This is a genomic window from Henriciella marina (assembly GCF_027213945.1).
Lineage (GTDB): Bacteria > Pseudomonadota > Alphaproteobacteria > Caulobacterales > Hyphomonadaceae > Henriciella > Henriciella marina_A.
On record NZ_JAPWGW010000006.1, the window covers coordinates 23,281 to 39,975 of the forward strand.

At 59.5% G+C, this 16,695-nt stretch carries 16 protein-coding genes and 1 pseudogene; 4 read left to right on the forward strand and 13 right to left on the reverse strand.

Going from position 1 to position 16,695, the window contains the following annotated elements; genetic code table 11:
• Window positions 1-387: 387 nt before the first annotated feature.
• Window positions 388-1,155, forward strand: a pseudogene (locus O4G74_RS16500) (sulfotransferase family protein); the annotation flags it as partial.
• 102 nt (window positions 1,156-1,257) lie between these two features.
• Window positions 1,258-2,253 carry an NAD(P)H-dependent flavin oxidoreductase gene (locus O4G74_RS15465; protein ID WP_269403442.1) on the forward strand — a complete coding sequence of 332 codons (996 nt, stop codon included), beginning with the start codon at window positions 1,258-1,260 and terminating at the stop codon, window positions 2,251-2,253.
• 66 nt (window positions 2,254-2,319) lie between these two features.
• Here O4G74_RS15465 and rnhA read toward each other — a convergent pair whose 3' ends face one another.
• The 11 genes from rnhA to radC all read right to left on the reverse strand — a co-directional run bounded on the left by rnhA (window position 2,320) and on the right by radC (window position 13,800).
• Window positions 2,320-2,772, reverse strand: coding sequence for a ribonuclease HI (gene rnhA, locus O4G74_RS15470; protein WP_269403443.1), 453 nt, complete (start codon window positions 2,770-2,772; stop codon window positions 2,320-2,322).
• A 49-nt stretch (window positions 2,773-2,821) separates the two neighbouring features.
• Complete coding sequence (locus tag O4G74_RS15475; RefSeq protein ID WP_269403444.1) at window positions 2,822-3,406, reverse strand: hypothetical protein; 585 nt, start codon at window positions 3,404-3,406, stop codon at window positions 2,822-2,824.
• The gene (locus O4G74_RS15480) at window positions 3,403-3,786 is read right to left on the reverse strand and encodes a hypothetical protein (protein ID WP_269403445.1); all 384 of its coding nucleotides are present in this window, start codon (window positions 3,784-3,786) and stop codon (window positions 3,403-3,405) included. Before O4G74_RS15480 ends, O4G74_RS15475 begins: the two co-directional genes overlap by 4 nt.
• A gap of 175 nt (window positions 3,787-3,961) precedes the next feature.
• Window positions 3,962-4,927, reverse strand: coding sequence for a homoserine kinase (thrB, locus tag O4G74_RS15485; RefSeq protein WP_269403446.1), 966 nt, complete (start codon window positions 4,925-4,927; stop codon window positions 3,962-3,964).
• Between the two features lie 10 nt (window positions 4,928-4,937).
• Window positions 4,938-6,422: a spinster family MFS transporter gene (locus O4G74_RS15490; protein ID WP_269403447.1), complete on the reverse strand. Its 1,485-nt coding sequence runs from the start codon at window positions 6,420-6,422 to the stop codon at window positions 4,938-4,940.
• A gap of 193 nt (window positions 6,423-6,615) precedes the next feature.
• Window positions 6,616-8,130, reverse strand: a complete 1,515-nt coding sequence (locus O4G74_RS15495; protein WP_269403448.1) for a spinster family MFS transporter — start codon at window positions 8,128-8,130, stop codon at window positions 6,616-6,618.
• Window positions 8,131-8,262: 132 nt separating this feature from the next.
• Window positions 8,263-9,210 (reverse strand): cyclase family protein, encoded by a 948-nt coding sequence (locus tag O4G74_RS15500; RefSeq protein ID WP_269403449.1) that lies wholly within the window; start codon window positions 9,208-9,210, stop codon window positions 8,263-8,265.
• Window positions 9,211-9,283: 73 nt separating this feature from the next.
• A complete protein-coding gene (locus O4G74_RS15505; protein WP_269403450.1) occupies window positions 9,284-10,258 on the reverse strand; it encodes a glutathione S-transferase family protein in 975 nt (324 codons plus the stop codon).
• An 87-nt stretch (window positions 10,259-10,345) separates the two neighbouring features.
• Complete coding sequence (locus O4G74_RS15510; protein WP_269403451.1) at window positions 10,346-10,816, reverse strand: hypothetical protein; 471 nt, start codon at window positions 10,814-10,816, stop codon at window positions 10,346-10,348.
• Window positions 10,817-10,920: 104 nt separating this feature from the next.
• The gene (locus O4G74_RS15515) at window positions 10,921-12,909 is read right to left on the reverse strand and encodes a DEAD/DEAH box helicase (RefSeq protein ID WP_269403452.1); all 1,989 of its coding nucleotides are present in this window, start codon (window positions 12,907-12,909) and stop codon (window positions 10,921-10,923) included.
• 153 nt (window positions 12,910-13,062) lie between these two features.
• On the reverse strand, window positions 13,063-13,800 hold the full coding sequence (gene radC / locus O4G74_RS15520) for a RadC family protein (RefSeq protein ID WP_419715409.1): 738 nt from the start codon (window positions 13,798-13,800) through the stop codon (window positions 13,063-13,065).
• Between the two features lie 116 nt (window positions 13,801-13,916).
• Here radC and O4G74_RS15525 point away from each other — a divergent pair, with 116 nt between their 5' ends.
• Window positions 13,917-14,570 (forward strand): cupin domain-containing protein, encoded by a 654-nt coding sequence (locus O4G74_RS15525; protein ID WP_269403454.1) that lies wholly within the window; start codon window positions 13,917-13,919, stop codon window positions 14,568-14,570.
• A 5-nt stretch (window positions 14,571-14,575) separates the two neighbouring features.
• On the opposite strand, the gene map is transcribed toward O4G74_RS15525, so the two are convergent.
• Both map and O4G74_RS15535 read right to left on the reverse strand, forming a co-directional pair.
• Window positions 14,576-15,397, reverse strand: coding sequence for a type I methionyl aminopeptidase (gene map / locus O4G74_RS15530; protein ID WP_269403455.1), 822 nt, complete (start codon window positions 15,395-15,397; stop codon window positions 14,576-14,578).
• A gap of 93 nt (window positions 15,398-15,490) precedes the next feature.
• Window positions 15,491-15,703, reverse strand: a complete 213-nt coding sequence (locus O4G74_RS15535) for a hypothetical protein (RefSeq protein WP_269403456.1) — start codon at window positions 15,701-15,703, stop codon at window positions 15,491-15,493.
• Window positions 15,704-15,822: 119 nt separating this feature from the next.
• Here O4G74_RS15535 and O4G74_RS15540 point away from each other — a divergent pair, with 119 nt between their 5' ends.
• Entirely contained in the window at window positions 15,823-16,674 is an 852-nt protein-coding gene (locus O4G74_RS15540) for a TauD/TfdA dioxygenase family protein (RefSeq protein WP_269403457.1), read from the forward strand.
• Window positions 16,675-16,695 lie beyond the last annotated feature (21 nt).

Consider the following 16,695-nt stretch of genomic DNA (forward strand, 5'->3'; position numbering starts at 1 on the left):
GGTGCATCTATTGAGGCGTTTCATGAGAGCCTTCGTCTTTACCCAGCGCAGGCAGCGGCCTGGTGGGGACTGGCCGATCTGAAGACCTATGGGTTCACCGACAATGAGAAGGCTGCGATGCGCGAACTTCTCACCTCATCCGGCATAAACCGGCAGCAGAAGGCGCAGATGGCATTTGCGTTCGCCCGGGCAGCCGATACGCCCGGCGATCAAGCCCGCGCGATGAAGGCATACACCAGCGCGAATACTCTACAGGCGTCGTTCGCACAGAATGAAGGTCGCGCTCTCGGGCCCCGGTTCGATCGCGCTCAATTCTCTGCTGCCATCAAGCGATTGGAGCAAGGGTTCGATCGGGCGGCGCTTAAGGTGCAAGCTGGCCGGACAGCGGCAGGCCCGACACCAATCTTCATTCTTGGTCTGCCACGCTCAGGCTCGACCCTGCTCGAACAAATCCTCGCCAGCCATTCACAGGTCGAGGGCACAATGGAACTGCCCGTTTTGCCATCCATCAAGCGGCGCGCCCACAAAGTGTGCGCCGACACGCTCGGCGGCGATTATCTCGACAAGATAGGACAGATCCCTGCAGCCGACCTTACCGTACTTGGTCAGCAATACATCAATGACAGTGCCATGTTTCGTGCGGAGGGCGCGCCATACTTTACCGACAAGCTGCCACATAATTTTGAGCATGTCGGACTGATCCACAAAATGCTGCCGCACGCCATCATCATCGACGTCCGGCGAAATCCGCTCGATTGCGGCCTCAGCCTCTACAAGCAGTACTTCGCGAGCGGAGTTGGCTTTAGTTACGACCTTGGAGATATCGGCGCCTACTATAATGGTTATCTCTCCTTGATGGATCATTGGGATAAGGTGCTGCCGGGCAGGGTGCACCGTGTGAACTATGAGGAACTGGTGACCGAGCCCGACCGCGTTATCCGCGGCCTGCTCGAAAGTATCGGCCTCGGCTTTGAGTCAGCCTGCCTGTCCTTCCATGAGACGGAGCGCGCGGTCCGCACAGCAAGCAGTGAGCAGGTCCGCCAGCCGCTCAACAGCGCCGGCATCGGGCAGTGGCGCGCGGTTGAGAGTTATCTGACTGAATTAAAGGACAGCCTTGGCGAGAAAACGTTGGCGCGGTTCAGTCGCCTCGGTTGAAGAATGTTGCAGGGGCTGCGTCTTTCCCCTTCGGCAGGCTTGCCGCGGCCCGTGCTTATTTGGCAGGTTGCGAGAACCAGATTTTGCCGGAGGTAAACACCCATGAAGACAGCCATCACCGAAATGTTCGGCATCGAGCATCCCATCATCCAGGGCGGGATGCACTATGTCGGTTTCGCCGAGATGGCGGCAGCCGTTTCCAATGCCGGCGGCCTCGGCATCATCACGGCGCTGACCCAGAAGACGCCTGCCGATCTCGCCAATGAAATTGCCCGTTGCAAGGACATGACCGACAAGCCGTTCGGCGTGAACCTCACCTTCCTGCCATCGGTCAACCCGCCGGATTATCCTGGCTATATCAAGGCCATCATTGAGGGCGGCGTCAAAGCGGTCGAGACGGCGGGCAACAACCCGGCGCAGGTCCTGCCGATCCTCAAGGACAATGGCATCAAGGTCATCCACAAATGTACCGCTGTCCGCCATGCGCTGAAGGCGCAGTCCATCGGCTGTGACGCGGTTTCCGTTGATGGTTTTGAGTGCGGCGGTCACCCCGGCGAAGACGATGTGCCGAACATGATCCTCCTGCCGCGCGCCGCCGATGAGCTGGAAATTCCGTTCGTCTCGTCCGGCGGTCAGGCTGATGGCCGTTCGCTGGTTGCCTCGCTCGCCATGGGCGCGCAGGGCATGAATATGGGCACCCGCTTCATCGCGACGAAGGAAGCGCCTGTGCATGAGAATGTGAAGCAGGCTATCGTGGCTGCGACCGAACTCGACACGCGCCTCGTCATGCGCCCGCTGCGCAACACAGAGCGCGTGCTGAAAAATGCTGGCGTTGAGCGCCTCCTCGAGAAGGAAAAGCGCCTCGGCTCCGACATCAAGTTCGAGGACATCATTGAGGAAGTCGCTGGCGTCTATCCGAAGATCATGAAGGAAGGTGAGATGGATGCCGGCGCATGGTCATGCGGCATGGTTGCAGGCCTGATCTACGACATCCCGACCTGTAAGGAGCTGATCGACCGTATCATGCAGGAAGCGCATGACATCATTGAGGACCGCCTGCGCGGCTTCCTCGGCACGAAAGCTTCGGCGAACGCCTGATTGTCATGAAAGCCAACGGATTGGAGGCGGTACCGGTATCCGGTGCCGCCTCTTTCTTTGAAGCGCTTAAAGCGCTGAGGCGTCTTTCTTCTGGCGTGCGGCGAGGCGGGCCAGTTCGTCGGCGCGCTCATTACCCTCGTCGCCTGCATGACCTTTCACCCAGATCCATTCGATGTCGTGAGCCTTGCAGGCTGTCTCAAGAGCTTGCCAGAGATCCTTGTTCTTGACCGGCTTTTTCGATGCTGTCTTCCAGCCATTGCGCTTCCAGCCATGGATCCACTTGGTCAGGCCATCTTTCACATAGGTCGAATCAGTGTGCAGGCGGACCTTGGACGGACGCTTTAAGGCGTTGAGCCCTTCGATCGCGGCCATAAGCTCCATCCTGTTATTGGTGGTCTCATATTCGCCGCCCATCAGCTCTTTTTCATGGTCGCCAGATTTAAGCAGAGCGCCCCAACCACCAGGGCCGGGATTGCCGCTGCAGGCACCGTCTGTCCAGATTTCTACGAGCTTTGACATGGCGCTCTGGGTTGCGTGTTTCGCTGGCGCGGTCAATCCGCCAGTGGCGCTAGAATACATCCGCTGTGCTGTCGGCCAACTGACGCGCAGGCTGGACGATTGCAATGAACAACCACCCGCAGATGATACCGGCGAGGGCACCGACGGTTCCTCCGGTGGTCAATGCGCCTATCCAGGCAGTGAGCGAGATGTTGAGCGTGAACAGGCTCGAGACGCCGCCTGCCAGCAAAGCGCCCCAGATAGCGCTCCATCGCAGATAGGCGGCTGGCCGCCCAATTGCTCGTCTGGGAAACCGGCCTATGGAGAAAGCGAGCACGATCCAAGTTACCGGGACGACGATGTAAAAAACGAACCAGTTGAGGCTACAGAATGCGAGGCTCAGGAATGCTCCGGCCAGAAAGCCGTCTCCTGAAGACATGCCATAGGTCGTCGATCCAGCAATGTCGGCGGAAATGGTGATCCCGAAGAGAGCGATCCCTGCGATCAGAGCAACGAGCAGGCTCGCTGCGATCCCGCACAGAAAGACGCCCAGGAGAACGCGTTTGATCTTAGTTGGCGCTGCCGAGCCATAGTCGCGAGACTCGGACCGGTGAGGCTTTGCTTTTGAATGAAGGTCAGAGGCCGCGCTTTTCATTCTGCGAGAGCTTTATCAGGTCGAGAGACGAGAAAGAGCGTTATGGCGGATACAGCGCCTGCCATCGCCCCGGGCGCAACGATCCCCACGAGCACGTAGTGGATTTCCGAAAAAATCCAGGTCCACATTTTTGGGTCTTGGATATAGCCGAAGGCGAAGCTGGCGATAACTCCAGCCACGGAGCCGAAACTCGCATAATAAGCCAAGGCTGTTCGACGCGTCGAAATCAGCCATACATGCGCGGGGAGGCCGACAAGTAACATTGCTGGAAATCCCAAAACTGCCCCAAGGGTACTGCCCAAGATCGCTATAGAGCCAAGCGTTTCGAAGATTTCAGGAGGCGTAGCGGGCCGGTAAGTGACCGAGTCGCTTAGCAGCACGAAAAAATCTCCTTGGGGAAGAAGATCATCGCGACAAGTTCTGCTGCGACCAAGCCGCCAAGCACGGGTGATATTGGAACGGCGGCCACAAGACGCCCGCTGATCGCTCTCTGAACACTGTTGGACGGTAAATTTTCAGCCATGCCTCACGACCCGAAGTTCATCGAATTGAGAATCAGCCACCATAATCGGCGACCGTTTGCGCCTGGCGGTGAAAGGTCAGCCGGTCGGCATATTCGAGCGGATTCTTGGGGCGTACCAGCGCATCGGCCGGCGTATCGGTCCAATCGACGAGACGCGTCATGAAGAAACGCAGCGCGGCGCCCCGGCAGAGGAGCGGAAGAACGGTGCGCTCGGCTTCCTTCAGCGGTCGGACGCTTTCATAGCCTGCGATCATCGCCGCGCCCTTGGAGTAGTTATACTCGCGCCCATCCTCGAAGGCCCACGAGTTGAGACAGACCGCAAGGTCATAGGCGAGGGCATCCGTGCACGCGAAATAGAAGTCGATGGCGCCGGAGAATTTGTTGTCGAGGAAGAAAGCATTGTCCGGGAAGAGGTCGGCGTGGATCGTCCCGCGCGGCAGATACGGGCTTTGCGGCCGCGCCTTTGCTGTCTCTGCCAGATCCTCCTCGATGAGCGCTGCGAGACCAGGCTGCAGCTCTTCTGCGGTCTGACTGCGGCCTTCCCACAGAAGCGGCCAGCTTGCAGGACCGAGCGCGTTCTCGCGCACCTGATCAAAATCAGAGAGGGCGGCATGCATACCGGCGAGGGCCTCGCCCATGGACCGGCATTGCGCAGCATTGGGGCGTCTGGGCGACAGGCCGTCGAGGAAGGTGACGACAAGGGCAGGGCGCCCTTCAAGCGTCTGAAGCGGCGCGCCATCGCGGGCTGGCACCGGCGCCGGGCAGGGGAAGCCGCGGGCGGCGAGGTGCTGCTTCAGGGCAATGAAATAGGGCAGGTCCTTGGGATCTGCCCTTCTTTCGAACAGGGTCAGGATGAAGCGGCCCTGGTCAGTCTCGAGATAGTAGTTCGAGTTCTCTACCCCTTCCGCGATACCCTTGAAGCTTCGAGGGCGGCCAATGTCATAGCCGTCCAGGAAAGCCTCAAGCGCATCGTCGGAGACCTGGGTGTATACCGCCATGGCAAGCTGGCTAGAGCTCCTTCGCCATCATGTCACGCACGAGCGTCTTGCCTGCCAGCAGATAGTGGATCGCTGCCCAGCCATAGAGCGAGCAGAAAGCGATGATTGACCAGCGCAGGCCTTCGCTGTTTGCGTAGGCACAGGTCGCGACTGCATCAGCAGACAGTTCCGTGAACACTTTGCAGGTCTCAAGTGTCATGCCGAGGTCGTTACCGGACAGGAAAATGCTTTTGAGGAATGTCGACAGGACGCCGATCAGTGGCGGTCCGAGACCATAGCCAAGCAGGTTGACGATGAAAAGTGTGACCGCAACAGACGTCGCCCGCATCCGGCTGTCCACGACACCGCCGACAATGGCGTACATTGGGCCGAGATAGAAATAATGGAGCGTGGCGGCAGCCATAAGGGGTGGCAGTGCGAGCCAGACGGTTGGGGCGAGATACCCCATGGCATAGAGTGGCACCGAAAGGCCCATGCCGAGCGCAGGCATCCAGCAAAGTGCGCGGGGGTGGCGCACAGCCATCTGGTCAGCGAGATAGCCTGACAGGAAGACGCCTATCGCCGCCATCAGACCAATGATCACGCCGAATAGAATCGCTGCCGTTTCAAGGCTCAGGCCGTGGGTCCGCACGAGGAATGAGGTCGTGAACTGTGCCACCCCATAGCCTACGAATGAGGCGATCGTTGCCCCGGCGACGATGTGCCAGAAGGTCGGCTTCTCAGACAGGATCTTGAAGACATCCTTCATGCTGGCTTTTGCCAGCGTCTGCACGCTGGCCGGATCCGTATAGCCGCGCGGTGGTTCCTTGATTGCCAGTTTCACCACGAAGGCAAGGATGATCCCGGGTATGCCGACGAGGATGAACGCAACGCGCCAGCCTTCAACCGCTTGCCAGTCGAGAAGACCAAGCATCCAGTTCCAGCCCCAGGCCTCGAAGAGGGCCGCAAGCGATGGACCGTCCAGATTGCCCACGATGAACCCAGCGAAAACAGCTGCAAACATGCCGCCAAGTGGCACGCCGAGCGCATAGATCGACACGGCCGTCGCCCGGCTCTTGGGCACGAAATAATCGGCAATGAGCGATTGCGCAGGCGGCGTACAGCCAGCCTCACCTACGCTGACCCCGACGCGGAAAAGGAACAGTACAATGAATGATGTTGCCACGCCGCAGAGAGCGGTCATCAGGCTCCAGACGAAGACAGCGATCGCGATGATCCAGACCCGGTGGAAGCGTTCGGCAAACCGGGCAATTGGAATACCCAGCATTGTGTACAAGATTGCAAAGGCTGGCCCGCCGAGAAGGCCCATCTGCCAGTCCTCAACGCCGAAGGACGCCTTGATCGGCTCCGTCAGGATGTTGATGATTGAGCGGTCGATGAAGTTGAAAACATAGACAAGCAGCAAGGAGCCGAGCACAAAGGATCGGTAACCCTTTGTCCCAAAACCGGAATTAGGCACGCTCGCGGCGCCGGCCGCCTGGTCAACTGTCGACATAGCTTTCTCCCTCATCGCTGATCTCTGCCCCCATTATTCAGATGGACAGGCCTGCTCTCGATTCGCGCCACAAAAGCAAAATGGGCGTCCGGATTCCAGAAAATTCGGAGGAGTCGCTGAAGAAATTTCACAGGTGAAGCATTTTTCGGGCCGCCAGCAAGCCAGCGGGCAGCCCGAATTTTGCATGCCAGCCTCAGGTATGCATACCGGCAGCAGGTACAGCAGGATTGTACCGGTCGCGCCCGAAGTAACGCGCGGCCATGAAGTAGCAGAGCGCCGCCAGGGCCATGAAACAGGCCGTGGCCGCCATCGAGTAGCGAAGACCGTCCGCATAGGCCTGACAAAGCGCCGGGCCATTCTCGCCAAGAGCGGCAGGGTCGGTCCCGCAAAGGCGCGGATTGAATGCAGCTGCCATATCGCTGAGACCCGCGGCTGCAATCTGACCCGACATGAAGAAGTCAGACATCAAGCCCACGAAAAGCGGCCCGATACCGTTACCGATAAGACTGACGATGAGCAGCAGGACAGCGATCGTTGTCGCGCGCGATTTTGGGCTCACAATGCCTGTGCCCACCGTGTATTGCGCGCCGAGATAGGCGTAGTGCGCAATGGCGGCGACGATCCAGAGAATGAAAGCCAGGCCAATGGTCGGCGCGAAGAATGCACCGACATAGGTCGGCACGGAGATGAGCAGCCCAATGCCCGGCACCCAGGCTGCGGCGCTAGGAAAGCGACCCTCAAGCTTTTCGGAAAGGAAGCCGCCCAGGAAGGTGCCGCCGGCGGCAACAGCTGCGAGCGGGGCGCCATAGAGGACGGCCGCATCACGTACACCGATACCATGGACCCGCTGGAAGAAAGGGGCCTGGAAGCTGATCAGGCCGTAGCCGACGAAAGCCACGAGTGCGGCCCCCATGGAAAGCCACCAGAAGGTGGGTTTCACGCCGAATTCGCGGAAGGCATCGAAAAAGCCGACCTTTTTCGTCGTGTCCACTTCCGCAGGTGGGTCTGAATAGCCGCGTGGTGGCTCTTTAATGGTGAAAAGCAGGATCAGCGCGATCAGAACGCCTGGCAAACCAACGACGACAAACGCGATGCGCCAGCCGCCCACCGTGCTCCAGTCGATGCCGGAAAAGAGACCGCCGACACCAATCGATCCAAGCCATGCGCCAAAGTCCTCACCGGAGATGCCCGCGATCGTGCCGCCAAAAAGCTGGGCCAGCACACCGCCAATTGTGACGCCCATCGAATAGATGCCAAGCGCGCCAGCGCGGCTTTTGGGCGGAAAATAGTCTGTGATGATCGAGTTGGCCGGGGGCGTACAGCCTGCCTCGCCGACTGCGACACCGACGCGGAATATGAGCAGCCAGATAAAGCCGCTTGCCACACCGCAAAGCGCTGTCATCAGCGACCAGATGATGATGCACATCACGATGATCATGACCCGGTTGGACCGGTCGGCCCACATCGCGATGGGAATACCCATCAAGGCATAGAAGAAAGCGAAAGGAGGCCCCGCAAGAAGGCCCCATTGGGTATCCGACAGATTGAATTCGTTGATGATCGGCTGCGCGACAACGGTGATTAGCGTTCGGTCGATAAAGTTCAGCGTATAGACCAGCATCAGCGAGATCAGGACGAAGGACCTGTAACCCTTAGTGCCAAAACCCGTAATGTGGCCTTGGCCAGCCGTTGCTGTCGTATCGCTCATATAGACCTCCCGTATCGCCTCTGTGCGGACGCTTCATTCGTGTTGTCGTGCAGTTGTACCGTGCATGCAAGTGCCGCCGGACCATGAGTGGACGTCATGGCCGCGGCGGCAGGCATTGCAGATGGACATGATCTAGCGAATGGCGACCGGGTTGATTATGGCCTGTACGGTGCCGTTGAGGCGCGGAATACCGAGTGAGAAGAAGAACTCGGTCACGCCATCAGCGGCCAGTTCGGTTGTGACCATGTTTTCGAGAATATAGACGCCGCGCTTGGCCAGAAGCGTCTGGTGAACCTCAAATGGGCGCGCGGGATTCTCAAAAGGAATGGCTTCAAGCGCGGTCGAGTCGGCGCCGATGGCAACGACGCCTAGGTCAGCGAGGTAGTTCGCGCCTTCCACGCCAAGACCGGGATGGGTCGCCATCAGCTCGGTTGAATCGCCATGCGCTTCCATGGCTCCCGTGTGGAAGAGAACGACGTCGCCTTTCTCAATGTTTACCCCAGCGCGTTGAGCAGCCTGCTCAATTTCGGCGCGGTTAAAAGCGGTGCCGTCAGGCACCGGGCTCTGTCCGAAGACGGCCGTCATGTCGAGCAGAACGCCGCGTGTCGCGATCGGTGGAATGTCCTGCGTGCCCAATTGCGTCAGGCCCGCTGGCGTGACGAATTCGGATACGTGAAGGCCGTTATAGTAGAGGTGATCAATGCCCATATGGCCGAGGCCGTCGATCTGGCTTCCGATGCCGACAAAGGTCTGGACGAGATCGTCATTGCCGACGGCCTTGTTCTCGCCCAGTGGCGTGCCCGATCCGTCAGACGGTTGCATGACATAGACGTCGTAGCGGCGCGGCGCATAGGCCGGCGTCTCACGGCTCGTGATCTGGCCCAGCGCATACGTCTTGCCGGTCTCGATCAGCCTGGCGGCGGCCGCCGTCTTCTCTTCGCTAAGATTGGCGACGGCACCAAGTCGGTCATCCGCGCCATACTCCGACGGGTACCAATCCGCATCCGTAGCTGTCTCCTGCGCGAAAGACGGCGCAGCGGACAGGGCAACGGCACCGAGTGCCAGACAGATCGATTTCATGAGAACCTCCCGGAGTTTTTATATATCCGGAAGTGTGGCGATTGCCCTTCGCCCTGTCCAGCAGGACGCCGGGTCAGGCGCGCCCGTGCGGCTTCTCCCAGTCGATGTCAGGCCCGGCCGGAACAACGCGGGTCGGGTTCACCATATCGTGGCTCTCATAATAATGGCGCTGGGCGTGCATCGGGTTCACCGTCTCGGCGATACCCGGCCATTGATAGAGGTCGCGCGCATAGGGCCAGAGATTTGGGTAGTCGACGAGGCGTCTAATATTGCATTTGAAGTGCCCGTAATAGACGAGGTCGAAGCGGTAGAGCGTCGTCCAGAGACGCCAGTCAGCCTCGGTTGGCGTGTCGCCGGTCAGAAAGCGCGACTTGCCGAGCTTCTCGTCCAGCCAGTCCAGCGACTCAAACAGCGGAAAGACCGCTTCTTCATAGGCGGCCTGGGCGGTCGCAAACCCTGACTTGTAAACACCATTGTTTACAGTGTGGTAGACGCGTTTATTGACCTCGTCGATTTCGGCTTTCTTGTCGTTTGGGTAACAGTCGCCTTCAGCTGCGCCAACGCCATCGAAAGCTGAATTGAACATGCGGATGATGTCGGCGGACTCATTGCTGACGATGGTGTTCTGCTGCTTGTCCCAGAGCGTCGGCACCGTCACGCGTCCGGTATAGTGGGGGTCCGCCTTCAGATAGATCTCATACATGAAGTCTGAGCCGAACAGCTTGTCGCCGACAATGCCGTCAGGGTCGTTTCTGAACGTCCAGCCATTCTCACCCATGAACCAGTGCGTGTAGGAGACACCGATCATGTCCTCTAGGCCCTTGAGCTTGCGGAAGATCAGCGCGCGGTGGGCCCACGGGCAAGCATAGGACACATAGAGGTGATAGCGACCTGCTTCGGCCTTGAAGCCCGCCTTGCCCTCAGGGCCAGCAGAGCCATCCGGCGTGATCCAGTTGCGAAACTGGCTCTTATGACGCTCAAAGCGTCCGCCCGTGCTGTCAGTGTCGTACCATTTGTCTTGCCAGATGCCGTTATTCAGCAGGCCCATTCGTGTCTCCTGTCATCGATATGGCGCGCCATTCTGCGCGTCTCGAAGAGGAAACTATGGGGCAGGGGCCGGTTTTCCAGCGCAGCTTCAGGGACGGTTGCCCTTTAAAGTGCGGATGTCCGCATCGAGGCCGAACAGCCAGGCGCTGACCTGCCAGAGAATGGCATACACGGCGCTTGCGATCAGGATATCCCACGGCCAGGCGGCACCCGCCTGACCCCAGCGGAGTATCACCGCCGACGCGGCGACGAAAATGTAGGCAAGGGCCAGCACGCTCAAGAATCGGGCTAGCCAGCTGGAGCGAAACCTCATCATCAGAGCGCCAAGCCAGGCCGCGCCGAGTGCGGCGACATAGAGCATGTTCGCGTCGTTCTCCGATCCGCCGATAATACCGACGGCGCCAATTACGATGATGAGGAGCACAGAGGTTACAATGAACAGGAACAGTCCGGCCCTGTAGGCGCGGCTACGTTTCAGGCGGAAAAGCAGAACGAGGGCCAGGCCGAGGGCCGCCATTAGAAGTCCGGCAATTACAAAGTCCAACACCGTCCAGTTCATGCGCCAAGTCCTGCCTGCCTGTCAGTTTCGACTATGAACCCGTTTGTTTGTCCCAGCCAATAGAAAGCCAGCGCCGTCACATTGGCGCAGCGCCAACCCGACCATCACTCGCCTTGTTTTGGCTTACGGCGTTTCGGGGGCTTTTCAGCCGTTGGATCAAAGCGGCGAGCTTTTGGTTTTCCCGGCTTTTTAGACTTTGGCCGTTCAGGTGCGCGGTCTTCCAGTTGCGATGGCGGGACTGGCCGCGGCTTGCGGGCTGGCTTGCCTTCAGCGCGCGGTTTGCCTGCAAACTTGCCGCCAGGGCGCTTGTCAGAACGTGGGCCGGATGGCGGGCCGGAACGCTTCTTTGCCGGGCGGTCTGAATCGCGGTCGTCACGGCGTTCCCGGCGGGCGGGGGCAGAGCCTTCAGTCCAGCCGGCTGGCTTGTCGCCTTCGCGCCAGGCAGAGATCGATTTCTCGAGCCGGCCGTCAGGCCCGACATGTTCGAGGAACCCTTGCGCGCTTTCTGCTTTCAGCTCGACGCGCGTATGGGCGTCCTCAATGCGGATCGCGCCCACGTCGGTCCGGTGAAGGCCGCCAGCCTTGCAGAGCATTGGCAGCAGCCAGCGCGGGTCTGCGCCCGATTTGCGGCCAACCGAAAGGTTGATCCACACGCTGTCGTCAAAGTCGTTGCGTTCTGCGCGCGGCTCACGGCGATCGCTCCGCTCACGGCGTGGCACATCACCTCGAGGACCATCGCCGCGGGGCGGCCGGTCGCGCTTGTCGGTTGGGCGGTATTCGGGAACGGCCATCAGTTCTTCAGGGGCAGACCGGCGGGCGCGATGATGTGCAACAAAGGCGGCGGCCACCTGTTCGGCGCCGTGAATGTCGATCAGCATCCGCGCCATTTCATGGTCGCTGGCGCTTGCTGTCTCAGTCAGGGATGGATGATTGAGCAGGCGCTCATCATCGCGCTTGCGAATGTCATCGGCGCCCGGTGCGTCGGTCCAGCTTGCCTCGACGCGGGCATCCTGCAGCAGGCGCTCGATGCGGCGGCGGGCCTTAAACGGGACGATCAGAACGCTGACGCCTTTGCGGCCTGCGCGGCCCGTACGTCCAGAGCGGTGCAGCAGGGCTTCGCGATTGGTTGGCAGGTCCGCATGAATGACGAGGTTCAGGTCGGGCAGGTCGAGGCCGCGCGCAGCGACATCGGTGGCAACGCAGACATTGGCGCGGCCATCGCGCAGGGCTTGCAGTGCGTGCGTGCGTTCGCTCTGGCTAAGCTCACCAGACAGGGCAACAACGCTCAGGCCGCGATTGTGGAAGCGTGCGAGCAGATGGTTCACATTCGCGCGCGTCTTGCAGAAAACGAGCGCATTCTTGGCTTCGTGGAAGCGCAGGACATTGATGATCGCGTTCTCGACATCGGATGGCGCGATAGCATGCGCGCGGTAATCAATGTCGGCGTGCTGGTCTGAATCTGAAATGGTGTTGATGCGGATCGCGTCGCGCTGAAACGTCGCTGCGAGGCGCGCGATCGGCTTTGACACTGTCGCGGAGAAGAGGAGCGTGCGACGGTCTTCCGGTGCGGCGCTCAGCAGGGTTTCCAGTTCTTCGCGGAAGCCGAGATCCAGCATTTCGTCAGCTTCATCCATGGCGACGACGCGAATGTCATCGAGCACAAGGCTGCCGCGATTGAGATGATCTACGAGGCGGCCCGGCGTACCAACAACGATATGCGCGCCCTTCATCAGGTCAGAGCGCTCCTCGCGCGGGTCCATCCCGCCGACGCAGGACACGACACGCGCGCCAGCTTCCGCATACAGCCAGTTCAATTCCCGGTGAACCTGCACGGCGAGTTCGCGCGTCGGCGCAACAACCAGCGCGAGTGGTGACCCGGGACGTTGTAGCTTTTCGGCGCCCATCAGCAGGGAAGGGGCCATGGCGATGCCGAAAGCGACCGTTTTGCCGGAACCTGTCTGTGCGGAGACGAGCAGGTCTGCCGCCGCGATTTCCGGGTCGAGCATGGCAGATTGCACAGGGGTCAGCTGGTCATATCCACGCGCAGCAAGAGCCTGGCCCAGCGCAGGGACAATGGCAGTTTGGTCGGTCATTTAAGGGGGCTTTCGGTCAATATCGTCGGCCGCAACCAAATCGCGGCCCGGCCGCAGTCGAGTGTACCTTGTGCACATCATGGGCCGATGGGCAGGTCATAACGCTTTTTAGGGGCTACAGCCATCCCTTGCAGCAGCAGGGATGCAACGCCGTCAGATAAGGCCTTGCGCCTTGAAGCTGGTAACACCTGCCCTGGCAGCGATAAGATGGTCATGAACCGTGATCTCGAGGGCATCGAGCGCATCGATGATGGCCCGTGTCATATCAATATCTGCGCGCGATGGCGTGGGGTCACCTGAAGGGTGATTGTGAACAAGGATCAAGCTGGACGCTTGGAGCTCTAGCGCGCGCCGCGCAATTTCGCGCGGGTAGACAGGGGCGTGATCGACCGTGCCGTGGCCCATGATCTCATCGACGATCAGCTGGTTCTTTCGGTCGAGAAAAAGGACGCGAAACTGCTCGCGGCCCTCATGTTGGAGCTCGCGCTTTACATAGTCGGTCAAGGCGGACCAGCTCGAAATAACGGTTCGCGCGGCGAGCGTTTCGCGCGAGGCACGCGCACCGATCTCTGCTGTCGCCTTCAGATATGCAGCGACCGTTTCGCCGACGCCTGCAACCTTGATAAGGTCCGCCGGGCGAGCGGACAGGACGGCGCTGAGCGACCCGAAGCGTGCTAGTAAGGCTTTCGATATGGGTTTGACATCCCGCCTAGGGATGAAAGCGAAGAGCAGCGTTTCCAGAAGCTCATAGTCTTCCAGCGCAATCGCGCCGCGCTCGATCAGCTTTGTCCGCAGCCGGTCACGGTGGCCCTGCCAGTGCGGCTTTGCTGTAACTGCAACTGACCTGGACTGAGAAAGTCCAAACAGCGGAGCTTCTTCGACAGCGCGCATCATGGGTCTCCGTCATACTGCTTGTTCTTATAATGTTCCGGTCGTGCCATCCCGTCAAGCTTGTCTACTTTCGAAAGGCCGATAAAACTGAGCACAGAACAGAAAGAGGGGGGCTTATGTTCAGGATTATTCTAGGTGGCGTGCTTGCTTTTGGGGCCGGCATGTCGGCGGCAGCGCAGGACCATAGCGCGCATGCTCAGCATCAGGCGCATGACGAGCATAGTGAGCATGAGGAGCACGCCGCCAATCATCAGCATCATCACACTGATAAACTCGTGTCGGCCGAGACAGGCGCGACGGTAGAAAACCCGTTTCACCCAGTGCGCCTGCTGCTATCGTCTGAAGAAAGCATGGGCGAGGTGACGATTTATGAGTTCATCCTGCCGCCCAAAAGTCCTGGGTCACCGCCGCACACGCACTCTCAGGAAGATGAGTACTTCTACGTGCTTGAAGGTACGCTCGATCTTCTCTCTGAGGGCTCTGTCAAACGCATCTCTGACGGTGACTTTGCGGCTCTGAAACGCGGCAACGCTCACATGTTCTGGAATGGCTCTGACACAGAGACGCAGCTTCTCATGATTACCACCGGGGCTTCATTCGAGCAGTTTCTGCAAAGTGTGAGCCCACGCCTCGCTGAAGGCAAGCCGACGTCGCCTGAGGCTGTCGGCGCTGTGATCGGACAGCTCGCCGCTGAACACGGCATCGAGATTTCAATGGAAATGATGCCAGCGGCCGCGGCGCCTTATTACGCCCCGCCCGAACCGGAGTAGGGAGGCTAAAACTCGACCGTATGCGGGGTGTGCCAACCCTTTGGTGAGGTCGTGAAAATTTCGGCGCCGTCTTCCGTCACACCGATTGAGTGTTCGAACTGAGCCGAAAGCTGGCGGTCGCGCGTGACGGCGGTCCAGCCATCGGGCAGAATTGCTGCATCCTTGCGGCCAAGGTTGAGCATTGGCTCGATTGTGAAGAACATGCCGGGCTTCAGCTCCGGGCCTGTACCAGCGCGCGCGGAATGGACAACGTTCGGCTCATCATGGAAAAGCTGGCCGAGGCCGTGGCCGCAGAAGTCCTCGACAACGGACAGGCGGTTCTTGGCGGCGACCTTAGAGATAGCGGCGCCGATGTCGCCGAACCGATTACCGGGTTTTACGGCAGCGATGCCGGCCATCAGCGATTCATACGTGACGTCCATCAGGCGCTCAGCTTTACGCTTTGGCGTGCCGGCGGCGTACATCCGCGAATGGTCGCCATGCCAGCCGTCGACGATGACGGTGACGTCGATATTGGCAATGTCGCCATCCTTCAGCGGGCGGTCGCCCGGGATGCCGTGACAGATGACATGGTTGAGCGAGATGCATGAGGCATGACGGTAGCCGCGATAACCAATCGTCGCCGACTGCGCGCCATGATCATAGACGAATTCGCGGATGAGATCATCGAGCCGCGCCGTCGTAATACCTGGTCTGACTTCTGGCACCAGCATGTCGAGGCATTCGGCAACCAGCCGCCCTGCCTTGCGCATGCCTTCAAAGCCCGCCTCATCATGGATGCGGATTTCGCCGTTACGCACGGGTGTAATCAGGTCTGCTTCGGACATGGAACGGCCTCAGGACTAGCTAGGCCCGCAATATGGCAGCGTTCTGCGCGAGTTTCCACCTCGAGCCGGTGCCAGACTGCAGCACTTGCTGGCCTATTTGCGTGCGTCTTTCTCTGCCTGCTCGGCTTTCGCGGCGAGCTTGTCCTTGTCTTGCTCAAATTGTTCAGGATTCTTGTACTCCTCGCGCGCGGCCTCTTCGCGGATTGCACGCGCTTTTGGCGATTTAAGCCTGGACCGTGTGACGGCCCATATCAGGACGACGAACAGAATGATCGCGCCGACGAAATAGAGAATTTCGATACCCATTTTGAACTCCAGTACTTGATTAGAGAACAATGCTGGGGCGCCCCTCGCGTTCCGCTTGTTTCCGGTTTCGTGGCTTTGGGCGTAGACTGCGAAAAACAAGAGAACCGGGAGGACGCGGAATGAACATACATGTTGGAGCCGAAGCGTTTGCACGCTTCGAGGCAAGGCGGTTATCGCCTGCGATTGGCGCTGAACTGCATGGGATCGATCTCTCACAGCCGATGGACGAGGTTATGGTCACCGAGATCCGGGAGGCGCTGCTTCGTTACAAGGTTATCTTCTTCCGGAACCAGTCCATCACCCGCAGCCATCATATCGAATTCGCGCGCAAGTTTGGTGAGCTGGAAATCCATCCTGCCACACCAAAGGACCAGGAAGACCCTGAAGTCCTGCGGATCACGCACAATGCCAGCAATAAGGGTCAGGAGAACGCCTGGCATTCTGACGTCACCTGGCGAACAGAGCCTTCGCTTGGCTCGGTGCTTCGAGCGGTCGAGCTTCCGCAGGTTGGCGGTGACACGCTCTTTTCAGACATGGTTTCCGCCTATGAGGGATTGTCAGAAAAGATGAAGGAATTCTGTTGTGGCCTGACGGCGGTTCACGACATCGCCCGGGTCTTCGCAAAACGCCTTGGCAAGGACCCGAAAGAGCTGCACGCCAAGTTCCCGCCGCAGGAGCATCCGGTGATCCGCACGCATCCCGAAACTGGCGAGCGCCTGATCTATGTGAACACGGCTTTCACCAGCCACATCAAGGACTTGTCGGAAAAAGAGAGCGACTGGCTTCTACAGCATCTCTACAGTCAGGCGGCCGTACCAGAGTATCAATGCCGCTTCCGCTGGGAGGTTGGCTCCATCGCTTTCTGGGACAACCGCGCCTGCCAGCATTATGCCGCGAGCGACTATTTCCCGGATGTGCGGGTCATGGAGCGTGTGACGATTGCAGGCGACCGACCATACTTTGAGTCATAAGAAAACGGGGCCGCGAGGGCC